We start from the raw sequence: 12,193 nt of genomic DNA, 5'->3' as shown, positions 1-12,193 counted from the left end.
CAACTGTCCCGATTCACGTCGGGACGCCAGGCCCTGCCCGGCGGGTCGGCCTGCCCAGCAGAGTCGTCGCAACAAGAACCTCAGGGGGAGGAACCGCAATGACAACCACACCTGCCAGGGCCCGCACCGACGTCGCCCCGGCACCGCAGGCAGCGACCGGCCCGACGGAGCGCACGATCCGGCGGCTCGGACTCGGCCTCACCGCCGGCACGCTGGCCTGGGCGGCGAGCATCTTCGCGTTCAGCACCGTGAACGAGGGGACGCCCGAGCGGATCGGCGACCTGACCGGCCTCGCGTTCCAGCTCGGGGTGTTCTGCCTGCTGACCGTGCAGTTCCGGACCCGCGCGACCGGCGCGTCGACCGTCCTGCTCAAGGTGGAGGCCGTGATCCTCGGCATCGCGAGCCTCTGGTCGCTGCTGCACGGCGTACTGCCGTCGAACCTGCAGGACACGACCTGGATGCTCGTCATGGACATCTGCTGGCCGCTGTCGATGCTCGGCATGATGGTGATCGCGATCAAGATCGCGCTGGCCGGGCGCTGGCGTGGCGCCCTGCGGTGGTGGCCGCTGGTCGCCGAGAGTTGGGCCGTGGTCACCGTCCCCGCGTCGATCGTGCTCGGCGACGCCGTCGGCCGCTGGGTCGGCGGGGGCCACCTGCTGATCGGGTACGCGACGCTCGGCGTGCTGCTCGCCGTACGTCCGCGATCGGTACAGAACTGACACTGCGGGGCACCACCTGTCGTGGGTGGTGCCCCGCACGTGGTCAGCGCGCCGCCGGGGCGGCGACGGCTGCCGCCTCCTCGTCGATGTCGACGACCGCGCCGCTGAACTGGGCGTTGTAGAGGCGGGCGTAGGCACCGTCCAGGGCGAGCAGCTCGTGGTGGTTGCCCTGCTCCACGATGGCGCCGTTCTCCATGACCAGGATCAGGTCGGCGTCGCGGATGGTGGACAGGCGGTGTGCGATGACGAAGCTGGTCCGGTCGGACCGCAGGGCCGCCATCGCGCGCTGCACCAGGACCTCGGTGCGGGTGTCGACCGAGCTGGTCGCCTCGTCCAGGATCAGCAGCTGCGGGTCCGCCAGGAACGCGCGGGCGATGGTGAGCAGCTGCTTCTCACCGGCGCTCACGTTGCTGCCTTCCTCGTCGATCACCGTGTCGTAGCCGTCGGGCAGGCTGTGGACGAAGCGGTCGACGTACGTCGCCTTGGCCGCCGCGAGCATGTCCTCCTCGGTGGCGTTCAGGTTGCCGTACAGGAGGTTGTCGCGGATCGTGCCGCCGAACAGCCAGGTGTCCTGCAGCACCATGCCGATCCGCGAGCGCAGGTCGTGCCGGGTGAGCTCGGTGATGTCGACACCGTCGATCGTGATCCGGCCCGCGTTCAGCTCGTAGAACCGCATGATCAGGTTGACCAGCGTGGTCTTGCCGGCGCCGGTCGGACCGACGATCGCGACCGTCTGACCGGGCTCCGCGACCAGGCTGAGGTCGTCGATCAACGGCTTGTCCGGGTCGTACGAGAACGACACGTGCTCGAACTCGACCCGGCCGCGCGAGTCGGTCACCTTCTCCGGCGTCTCGTCGTCCGGCACCTGCTCCTTCGCGTCCAGCACCTCGAAGACCCGCTCCGCCGACGCCACCCCGGACTGCAGCAGGTTCGCCATCGAGGCCACCTGGGTCAGCGGCTGGGTGAACTGCCGCGAGTACTGGATGAACGCCTGGACGTCGCCCAGCGACATCGTGCCGGACGCCACCCGCAGGCCGCCGACCACCGCGATCACGACGTAGTTCACGTTCCCGATGAACATCATCAGCGGCATGATCAGGCCGGAGATGAACTGCGCGCCGAACGCGGCCTTGTACAGCTCCTCGTTCTTCTCCGCGAAGCTCGCCTCGATCTCCTTCTGCCGGCCGAAGACCTTCACCAGCTCGTGCCCGGTGAACGCCTCCTCGATCTGGCCGTTGAGCGCGCCGGTGTGCCGCCACTGCGCGACGAACCGGGTCTGCGAGCGCTTGGCGATCGCGGCCGTCAGCACCATCGAGACCGGGATCGTGATCAGCGCGATCAACGCCAGCAGCGGCGAGATCACGAACATCATCGTGATCACCCCGATCACGGTCAGCAGCGAGGTGAGCAACTGGCTCAGGGTCTGCTGCAGGCTGCTCGAGATGTTGTCGATGTCGTTGGTCACCCGGCTGAGCAGCTCACCGCGCGGCGCGCCGTCGAAGTAGCTCAGCGGCAGCTTGTTCAGCTTCTCCTCGACCTCGGCGCGCAGGTCGAGGATCGTCTGCTGGACGATGCCGTTCAGGATGTACCCCTGCGCCCAGGACAGCAGGAACGCCCCGGCGTACAGCGCCAGCACCAGGAGCAGGACGTTGCGCAGGGCATCGAAGTCGATGCCGACGCCGGGGATCAGGTCGATCCCCTGCAGCAGGTCCGCGAGCCGGCCGTTGCCGGCCGCCCGGGTCTGCTCGATCACCTGCTCCTTGGTCTGGCCGCTCGGCAGCCCCTTGCCGATCGCGCCCGCGAAGATGATGTCGGTCGCGCGACCGAGGATCTTCGGACCGAGCACCGACAGCGCGACGCTGCCGATCGCCAGCAGGACGACCACCGCGACCTGGACCCGGTGCGGCCGCAGCCGCTTGAGCAGCCGCTTCGCCGAGGGCAGGAAGTTGATGGACTTGTCCCCCGGGATCCCGCCGGGCGGCCCGAACCCACGACCGGACGTCGGCCGTTCGGTCGCCTTCACGGTCGCCGGCGCCTCGGACGACGGCTTCTGTTCCTCGCTCATGCCGCCTCCTCCGCGGAACGCTGCGACTCGACGATCTCGACGTACGTCGGACACGTGTCGAGCAACTCCTGATGGGTCCCCTTGCCGACGATCACGCCGTCCTCGACGACAAGGATCTGGTCGGCGTCGATGATCGTCGACACCCGCTGCGCGACGACCACGACGCACGCCTCCCTCGTGACCGGCCGCAGCGCCGCCCGGAGCCGGGCGTCGGTCGCCAGGTCGAGCGCCGAGAACGAGTCGTCGAACAGGTAGATCTCCGGCTTGCGGACCAGCGCCCGCGCGATCGCGAGCCGCTGCCGCTGACCGCCGGACACGTTCGTGCCGCCCTGCGCGATCGGCGCCTCCAGCCCCTCGGGCATCGCCTCGACGAAGTCCTTGCCCTGGGCGATCTCGAGCGCCTGCCAGAGCTCCTCGTCGGTCGCGTCCGGGTTGCCGTAGCGCAGGTTGCTCGCCACCGTCCCGGAGAACAGGTACGGACGCTGCGGCACCAGACCGATCCGCTCCCACAACGCCTCGGGCTCGATCTCCCGTACGTCGATGCCGTCGACGAGCACCCGCCCCTCGGTGGCGTCGAACAACCGCGGCACCAGCGACAACAGCGTGGTCTTGCCGGCGCCGGTGCTGCCGATGATCGCGGTCGTCTGCCCCGGCGACGCGACGAAGCTGATGTCCCGCAGGACCGGCTCGGCGGCGCCCGGGTACTGGAACGAGGCCCGCTCGAACACCAGTTGGCCGCGGCCCGTGAAGCTCTTGATCGGCGTGACCGGCGGCCGGACGGAGGACTCGGTGCCGAGCACTTCGGAGATCCGGTCCGCACAGACCGAGGCGCGCGGCACCATGATCATCACCATCACGCCCATCATCACCGAGAACAGGATCTGGATCAGGTAGCTCAGGAAGGCGGTCAGCGCGCCGACCTCCATCGTCCCGTTCTCGACCCGGGAGGCGCCGAACCACAGCACCGCGACGCTCGACACGTTCAGGATCAGCATCACGGTCGGGAAGATCAGCGCCATCAGCCGGCCGGCCCGGATCGCGGTGTCGGTCAGGTTCCGGTTGGCCTCGCCGAAGCGCTCGATCTCGTGCGGCTCGCGGACGAACGCCCGGACCACCCGGATGCCGGCGATCTGCTCGCGCAGCACCCGGTTCACGCCGTCGATGTTCTTCTGCATCTTCTGGAACTGCGGCACCATCCGGCTGGCGATCAGGCCGACGGAACCGGCCAGCAGCGGGACGGCGACCGCGACGAGCCAGGACAGGCCGACGTCCTCGCGGACCGCCATGATCACGCCGCCGATCATCGTGATCGGGGCCGCGACCAGCATGGTCGTGGTCATCACGACCAGCATCTGGATCTGCTGGACGTCGTTGGTACTGCGGGAGATCAGCGTCGGGGCGCCGAACTGGTTGACCTCACGGGCCGAGAACTCGCCGACCCGGTGGAACACCGCCGCGCGGACGTCGCGTCCGAACAGGGCCGCCGTCTTCGCACCGAAGTACACCGCGATCACCGTGCAGGCGATCTGGACCAGGCTGACGCCGAGCATCCAGCCGCCGGTCTCCATGATGTAGCCGGTGTCGCCCTTGGCCACGCCGTTGTCGATGATGTCGGCGTTCAGGCTGGGCAGGTAGAGGGAGGCGATCGTCCCGACCAGCTGCAGGACGACCACCAGGAACAGGTTTCCCACGTACGGACGCAGGTGCGTACGCAAGACGCGAAGTAACATCAATCATCCCCAGAGTCGTGGCGACGGGCGCCGCCGAGCGCGAGTTCGGCGACGTCCTCGGAGGCCGGTGGCTGACCGGTGTGGTGGCTGCGGAGACCGTCGAAGGCGAAGTCGACGATCTCCTCGGCGGTCAGCACGTGGCCGCCGGAAATCATTGGGTGGGTCGCCGAGAAGGTGATCAGGCCGATCATCCGCACCACGTCCTCCGGCGGCAGCCGGAACTGGTCCGCGTCCGGGCGCAGCAGGTCCGCGAACGCCACGTTGGACAGGTCCGCCTGGCGCTTGCGGCGCGCCGCGTCCAGCGGATGCTGCTTGAAGTCGGGCGGCTGCCGGAGCCGCATCGACAGCATCAGCCGGAACACGCTGCGCAACCGCCGCTGCCCGATCTCGACGGCGGCGATCGTCCGCTCCCGCAGCGGCAGCGACCGGTCGACCTCCTCGAGGGACTTGACCAGGTCGGTGGTGTCCATCGCGGTCAGCATCGCGGCGTTGATCAGCGCGTCCTTGCTGCCAAAGGCGCGGAAGATCGTCCCCTCGGCGATCCCGGCCGCCTCGGCGATCTGCTTGGTGCTGACGTCGGGGCCGAACTCCTCCAGCAACGGCAGCGCGGCCGCGACGATGGCGGCGCGGCGTTCTTCGGGTGGTAGCGGGGTCGCTCTCGGTGACACGCAGTCAAAGGTAACTGAGTGAGTACTCACTCACAACTGGATTCACCCCGGTGGAGCAGACCGGTTCGCGACCAGCGCGGATACCCCGTCGAGCAGCCGTTCCAAGCCGTACTCGAACGCGTGTTCGGCGTCGTACGGGGCGTCGAACTCATTCCCGACCGCGGTTCCGACCCGTGCCGACAGCGGGAACTTCTCCAGGTCGCCGATCCGGTCCAGGTGCGGGACGTGCGCCAGCCACCACTCCTTGTCGGTCATCCCCGACCGCTGGATCACCTGCCGCGCCTCGACCGCCGTGCGGACGGCGCCGTGCACGTACCCGTTGACCAAGGCAACCGTCGCGTCCATCTCGAGGTCGGTGAGCCCGATCCCCTCCACGGTGGACAGCTCCCACTCGTACTTCGCCATCACGTTCGGCCCGAGCGGCGGCCGGCTGATCGCGACCTGGAGCAGCCACGGATGCCGCAGGTAGAGCTCCCGGTTCTCCCGCGCGACCTCGTCGAGCCGGGCCCGCCAGTCCCCCGGTACGACGCGCCGCGGCAGCTCGCCGTACACGTGGTCGAGCATGACGTCGAGCAATTCGCCCTTGCCCGGGACGTAGCGGTACAGGGTCATCGCGCCGACGCCGAGCTCGTCGGCGACCCGGCGCATCGACATCGCACCGAGGCCTTCGGAGTCCGCGACCTCGCGCGCGGCCTGCACGATCTGCTCGACCGTCAGCGCCGGCTTCGGTCCGCGGGTCGGCCGCGGGCGCCGGCGCCAGAGCAGCTCGAGGCTCTTCGCCGGGTCGCCGCTGCCGCTGTACTCCTGATGCATGTGCGCAGTCTTCCGTGAACGGGTATTCTTCGTACAGCGTACGCAGTTGACCTCAAGCTTTGTCGAGGTTCTAGCGTCGGTTTCTGTCGGTGGTCTGCGGAATCATCGACTTCCCGACCGATCGATCGACCCGGAGCCCAGCCGTGAGCATGGAGATGACCGCGTGGAACTCGCTGTACCACGCGATGCACGCCCAAGACGAGAAGCGACCGTTCTCCCGCGCGACCCTGCGCCGCATCCTGGCGTTCGCCCGTCCGCACCGGACGCATCTCGTGTGGTTCCTGGTGCTGAGCATCGGCGCCGCGGTGCTCGCGGTGGCGACCCCGGTGCTTGCCGGGCGGGTGGTCGACGCGATCGTCGGCGGGCGGCCGTTCGACGTCGTCCTGCGGCTCTCGCTGCTGATCGCGGCGATCGCGATCGCCGAGGCCGGGCTCAGCATGCTGACACGGTGGCTGTCGGCGCGGATCGGTGAAGGGCTGATCCTCGACCTGCGGACGGCCGTGTTCGACCACATCCAGCGGATGCCGATCGCCTTCTTCACCCGGACCCGGACGGGCGCGCTGGTCTCCCGGCTGAACAACGACGTCATCGGGGCGCAGCGCGCGTTCAGCGACACGCTGTCGGGCGTCGTGAGCAACCTGGTGATGTTGCTGCTCACGCTCGTGGTGATGCTGCGGGTCTCCTGGCAGATCACGCTGCTCGCGCTGGTGATCCTGCCGATCTTCGTCGTACCGGCGCGCCGGATCGGGACCCGGCTGGCGGCCCTGGAGCGCGAGGCCGCGAACTACAACGCCACGATGAGCACGCAGATGACCGAGCGGTTCTCGGCGCCGGGCGCGACGCTGGTGAAGCTGTTCGGGCGGCCGGCGCGCGAGTCGGCCGAGTTCGCGATCCGGGCGCGGCGGGTGCGGGACATCGGCGTACGGACGGCGATGGTGCAGTGGATCTTCGTGACCTCGCTGACGCTGGTGTCGGCGCTCGCGCTGGCCGTCGTCTACGGGCTGGGTGGGTTCTACGCGCTGCGCGACCAGTTGGACGCGGGTGCGGTGGTGGCGATGGCGTTGCTGCTGACCCGGCTGTACTCGCCGCTGACCGCGCTCGCGAGTGCGCGGCTCGAGGTGATGACGGCGCTGGTGAGCTTCGAGCGGGTCTTCGAGGTGCTGGACCTGGAGCCGCTGATCAAGGACAAGCCGGACGCGGGGCGGGTGCCGGACGGGCCGGTCGCGGTCGAGTTCGACCGGGTGAAGTTCGCCTACCCGTCGGCGGACAAGGTGTCGCTGGCCTCGCTGGAGGAGGTCGCGAAACTGGACACGCGCGGCGGGGTCGAGGTGCTGCACGACATCTCGTTCCGTGCTGAGCCCGGGCAGATGGTCGCGCTGGTCGGCTCGTCCGGTGCCGGGAAGTCGACGATCGCGCAGCTGATCCCGCGGCTGTACGACGTGGATTCCGGGGCGGTGCGGCTGGCCGGGGTCGACGTACGCGAGGTATCGGCGGAGTCGTTGCGGGACACGCTCGGCATGGTGACGCAGGACGGGCACCTGTTCCACGACTCGATCCGGGAGAACCTGCTGCTCGCGCGCCCGGAGGCCGCGGAGGCGGACCTGTGGGACGCGTTGGAGCGGGCGCGGCTGGGTGATCTGATCCGGTCGCTGCCGGATCAGCTCGACACGGTGGTCGGTGAGCGCGGGTACCGGTTGTCGGGTGGCGAGCGACAGCGGCTGACCATCGCGCGGTTGCTGCTCGCGCAGCCGCGGGTGGTGATCCTCGACGAGGCGACCGCGGCCCTGGACTCGACCAACGAGGCCGCCGTCCAGGCGGCGCTCACGGAGGCGCTGTCCGGCCGTACGGCGGTCGTCATCGCGCACCGCCTGTCGACGATCCGCGCCGCCGACCAGATCCTGGTCATCGAAGACGGCCGCATCGTCGAACGCGGCCGCCACGCCGACCTCCTCGCTGCCGGAGGCCGCTACGAGGAGCTCTACCGCACCCAGTTCGACCAGCCCGGTGCCACCGACGAGGCAGTCCCGGTCTGACTTTGTAATTCCGTTCTGTACATCTCGAGGCGGAGGTAGTTCGCTTGCAGTCCCCAGGCCACGAGCTGGCCGACCACGCCGTACTCTTCCGCCCCGCCGACCCACCCCGCACCAGCCGAGTAGCCTTCTGGAACCCGCACGGCGGCCCCCTCCCCCTAGGCATCGGCGAACACGTCGACCTCGAAATCCTCACGGACGACCCGGCTGGTGGGGGCGCGGACGGCGCACCGGGGGCTCGTGAGGCTGGCGGGGTCACGGGGCTGTTGGTTGGCAGCGGGCGGTTGCGGAGGGTGCGGGCGATCGAGTTGCCGGTTGCGGAGGCGGTGCCGATTCTGGGGCGGATGCGGCGGGCGATGGCGGCGCATCCGTCGGCCGCCTTCTGGGGCGGGGCTTCGCTGGTCGCGTTGCAGCTGGTTGCGCGCGGCAAGCTTCTGCCCGGCGTCTCCCCCGCCGGACACGACGCCTGGCGGGTCGGCCCCCTCGACCCGGACGACGTCACCCGCCTCCTCGACCTCGCCGAAGCCATGCCACCGTCCGCCCGGGCGCTCCCTCGCACCACCCAGCCGGCAAGCACCACCCAGCCGGTCAGCACCACCCAAGCGGTCAGCTCCAGGCAAGCGGTCAGCGCCATGCAGGCTGGTGGTGGGGAGGTGCGGTTGCCTGTCGCTGAGGAGCTGTTGCGGGAGTTTTTGGATGCGGTGGCTGATGGGATGCCTCGGTCGCCGGCGGCGGGCAAGGCGCATCGGACCGAGGTGTTCGCGGCGAAGGCGCCTCAGCGGGTGGAGCGGTTGCGGGGGTGGGCGGACGAGGTGTCCGCGGGGCTCGACAGCGGGGTGCGGATCTCGTTGCGGGTCGAGTTGGCGGACTCGTTGGCGTTCAGTGCCGTTGTGCAGTTGCACAGTCTGAAGGATCCGACGTTGGTGCGCGATGCGTACGACGTGTGGTCCGAGGACGTCCCGGGGTTCGGGCCGCGGGCGCGGATCGATGCGACGCTCGCGATCCGGCGCGCGGCACGCGTCTGGGCTCCGCTCGGGCAGTTGCTCGAGTCCGCAGTGCCCAGCCGGATGGAGTTGGCTGACGAGGAGGTAGCTGGCCTGCTAGCCGGCGCGGCGCAGCGGCTGGCGGCGGCCGGTGTCGAGCTGCACTGGCCGCGCAGTCTCGGCCGCGCGCTGACCGCCCGCGCGGCGATCACCAGCGCGGACGGACCACCCAGCGATCTCCCGAGCTTCTTCCAAGGCGACAAGACCCTCGACTTCAGCTGGCAAGTTGCCGTCGGCGACGATCCGTTGACCGCGGAGGAGCTCGACCAACTCGCGGAAGCAACTCGACCCGTCGTACGACTCCGCGACCAGTGGATGCTCATCGACCCCGAGCTTGCCCGCAAGGCTCGCGAACGCATCCTCAAACCCGTCACCGCCATCGACGCCCTCGGCGCCGCCCTCACCGGTACCACCGAGGTCGACGGCCGCCAGGTGACCGTGACCCCGGCGAAGTGGCTCGACGACCTCCGCGCCCGCATCGCCGATCCCGACCGCGCCGACGAGCCGATCGAGGCCCCGCCCGGCCTCCAGGCCACTCTCCGCGACTACCAGTTGCGCGGCCTGCGCTGGCTGTCCCGGATGACGTCGCTCGGTCTCGGCGGCTGCCTGGCCGACGACATGGGTCTCGGCAAGACCATCACGCTCATCTCCCTGCACCTGCACCGCCAGCAGTCCGAGGACACGGCCGGCCCGACCCTGGTCGTCTTCCCGGCGTCCCTGCTCGGCAACTGGGAGCGCGAGATCCAGCGCTTTGCCCCCGGAACCCCGGTACGGCGCTTCCACGGCACGGCCCGCTCGCTCGACGAAGCGCAGGAAGGTTTCGTGCTGACGACGTACGGCACCCTCCGCCGCGACGCCGCCCGGCTGGCCGGGCACCCGTGGGCGCTCGTGGTGGCGGACGAGGCGCAGCACGTGAAGAACCCGTCGTCCGGTACGGCGAAGGCGCTGCGGACCGTGCCGTCCAAGGCGCGCGTCGCACTCACCGGTACTCCCGTGGAGAACAACCTGTCCGAGCTCTGGGCGATCCTCGACTGGACCACTCCCGGCCTGCTTGGCCGGCTCGGGACGTTCCGGAGTCAGTGGGCGACGCCGATCGAGGCGGACAAGGACGAGGAGGTCGCGGCCCGGCTGGCGAAACTCGTCCGCCCGTTCCTGCTCCGGCGGAAGAAGTCCGACCCGGGTATCGCGCCGGAGTTGCCGCCGAAGACCGAGACGGACCAGCCGGTCTCGCTGACCCGCGAGCAGGTGGTGTTGTACGAGGCAACGGTTCGCGAGCTGATGGACGAGGTCCGCGCGAGCGACAAGATGGCGCGCCGCGGGCTGATCGTGAAGCTGCTGACCGGCCTCAAGCAGATCTGCAACCACCCCGCGCAGTACCTGAAGGAGCCCGGCGACGCCCGGCTCACCGGCCGGTCCGGCAAGCTGGAGCTGCTGGACGAGCTGCTGGACACGATCATCGCCGAGGACGGCGCGGTGCTGGTGTTCACGCAGTACGTCGCGATGGCGCGCCTGCTCGAGCGGCACCTGGCGCAGCGTGGTGTCGCGAGCCAGCTGCTGCACGGCGGGACGCCGGTCGCCCGGCGTGAGGAGATGGTGGACAAGTTCCAAGCGGGCGAGGTCCGCGTCTTCCTGCTGTCGCTCAAGGCTGCCGGGACCGGGCTCAACCTGACCCGGGCCGATCATGTCGTGCACTACGACCGCTGGTGGAATCCGGCGGTCGAGGACCAAGCCACCGACCGTGCGTACCGGATCGGGCAGACCCGCCCGGTCCAGGTGCACCGGCTGATTGCCGAGGGCACCATCGAGGACCGGATCGCCGCGATGCTGAGCAGCAAACGCGAACTGGCGGAGGCGGTCCTGGCCGGTGGCGAGGCGGCGCTGACCGAGCTGTCCGACGCCGAGCTCGCGGACCTGGTCGAGCTCCGGGCTACGGCGCCCCGGAGCACCTCGGGCGGAGGTGCGCGATGACCGAAGCACGAGGTTTCCCGGCGTTCGCGGCACAGCGGCGGAGTACGCGGGGGCGGTCCTGGTGGGGCAAGGCGTGGGTGCAGGCGATGGAGGACACGTCGCTGGACTCGGACCAGCTCCGCAGAGGGCGGCGGTATGCGAACTCGGGCCAGGTCGGCACGATCACGATCAGCCCGGGCCGGATCGCCGCGACCGTCTACGCCCCCGAGGACACCTACGAGTCCGTGGTCCGGGTCGACGAGCTGAGCGACGACGACTGGCAACGGTTCCGCGAACAGGTGGCCTCCCGCGCGGGTCACATCGCGGCGCTGCTGGACGGCGAGATGCCGCACGACCTGGTCGAGGCCGCCGCGGACGCAGGTGTCGCGCTACTGCCCGGCATCGGCGACCTCGACCCCAGCTGTACCTGCGACGCCTGGGAACTCCCCTGCCAGCACGCGGCCGCCCTCTGCTACCAGGTGGCGTGGCTCCTCGACGCGGACCCGTTCGTCCTCCTGCTCCTCCGCGGCCGCACCCGTGAGGATCTCCTGGAGGAGCTGCAAGCCTCGTCGTCCCAGCCTGTCGAAACCGGCGTCTCTGTCGCCGACGTACTCGCCGGCGCGCCCACAGAGCTGCCCGACCCGCCGCAGCTTCCCGCGAAGGTCAGCCTCGACGAGCTGCCTGTCGCGGGGATCGAACCGCCCGACGGCATCGGGCCCCAGGTCCTGCAGCTGCTCGTGCTCGACGCCGCCCGCCGGGCGCGCTCGATCCTGAACGCGCTGCTACACGGCACACCCGAGCCGCTACCGCTCGACGAGTGGCAGGACGCCGTACGCCTGGGGACCGACTTCCCGGAACTCGTTGCCCCGCTGACCGAGGCCACCGGACGGGACCTTGCCCCCGGCATCCAAGCCTGGCGGTACGGCGGTGCGCCCGGTCTCGACGTACTGGAGCACACCTGGACGCCCGACGCCGCCGAGCTCAACCGCGCGCGGACCGAGCTACTCGCGGCCGACGACGACCTGACGATCAGCACGTCAGCGAACCGGTTGACGCTCGGCCCCGATACCCAGCTCCGGCTGGATCGTCAGGGCCGCTGGCATCCGTACCGGCTCGTCGACGACACCTGGATCCCGGCCGGCCCGCCGTCCAAGGATCCGCTGGTCGTCGAGTGGTAG

At 70.0% G+C, this 12,193-nt stretch carries 8 protein-coding genes; 4 read left to right on the top strand and 4 right to left on the bottom strand.

What is annotated here, in order from left to right; genetic code table 11:
- Positions 1-98 precede the first annotated feature (98 nt).
- The gene (locus tag ABN611_RS32205; protein ID WP_350276041.1) at positions 99-719 is read left to right on the top strand and encodes a hypothetical protein; all 621 of its coding nucleotides are present in this window, start codon (positions 99-101) and stop codon (positions 717-719) included.
- Between the two features lie 43 nt (positions 720-762).
- On the opposite strand, the gene ABN611_RS32200 is transcribed toward ABN611_RS32205, so the two are convergent.
- The 4 genes from ABN611_RS32200 to ABN611_RS32185 are packed head-to-tail and all read right to left on the bottom strand — an operon-like array spanning position 763 to position 5,995.
- Complete coding sequence (locus ABN611_RS32200) at positions 763-2,784, bottom strand: ABC transporter ATP-binding protein (RefSeq protein ID WP_350276040.1); 2,022 nt, start codon at positions 2,782-2,784, stop codon at positions 763-765.
- On the bottom strand, positions 2,781-4,514 hold the full coding sequence (locus ABN611_RS32195; RefSeq protein WP_350276039.1) for an ABC transporter ATP-binding protein: 1,734 nt from the start codon (positions 4,512-4,514) through the stop codon (positions 2,781-2,783). The genes ABN611_RS32200 and ABN611_RS32195 overlap by 4 nt, the downstream gene beginning before the upstream one ends.
- Complete coding sequence (locus ABN611_RS32190) at positions 4,514-5,182, bottom strand: TetR/AcrR family transcriptional regulator (RefSeq protein ID WP_350276038.1); 669 nt, start codon at positions 5,180-5,182, stop codon at positions 4,514-4,516. Before ABN611_RS32190 ends, ABN611_RS32195 begins: the two co-directional genes overlap by 1 nt.
- Positions 5,183-5,224: 42 nt before the next feature.
- On the bottom strand, positions 5,225-5,995 hold the full coding sequence (locus tag ABN611_RS32185) for a TetR/AcrR family transcriptional regulator (protein ID WP_350276037.1): 771 nt from the start codon (positions 5,993-5,995) through the stop codon (positions 5,225-5,227).
- 155 nt (positions 5,996-6,150) lie between these two features.
- Here ABN611_RS32185 and ABN611_RS32180 point away from each other — a divergent pair, with 155 nt between their 5' ends.
- From ABN611_RS32180 to ABN611_RS32170, 3 genes are read left to right on the top strand one after another with little or no spacing between them, the layout of a single operon-like run.
- Positions 6,151-8,028: an ABC transporter ATP-binding protein gene (locus tag ABN611_RS32180; protein WP_350281710.1), complete on the top strand. Its 1,878-nt coding sequence runs from the start codon at positions 6,151-6,153 to the stop codon at positions 8,026-8,028.
- Between the two features lie 44 nt (positions 8,029-8,072).
- The gene (locus tag ABN611_RS32175; protein ID WP_350276036.1) at positions 8,073-11,036 is read left to right on the top strand and encodes a DEAD/DEAH box helicase; all 2,964 of its coding nucleotides are present in this window, start codon (positions 8,073-8,075) and stop codon (positions 11,034-11,036) included.
- On the top strand, positions 11,033-12,193 hold the full coding sequence (locus ABN611_RS32170; RefSeq protein ID WP_350276035.1) for an SWIM zinc finger family protein: 1,161 nt from the start codon (positions 11,033-11,035) through the stop codon (positions 12,191-12,193). Before ABN611_RS32175 ends, ABN611_RS32170 begins: the two co-directional genes overlap by 4 nt.

Source organism: Kribbella sp. HUAS MG21 (assembly GCF_040254265.1).
GTDB lineage: Bacteria > Actinomycetota > Actinomycetes > Propionibacteriales > Kribbellaceae > Kribbella.
This window is presented reverse-complemented; position numbering and strand designations above follow the sequence as displayed.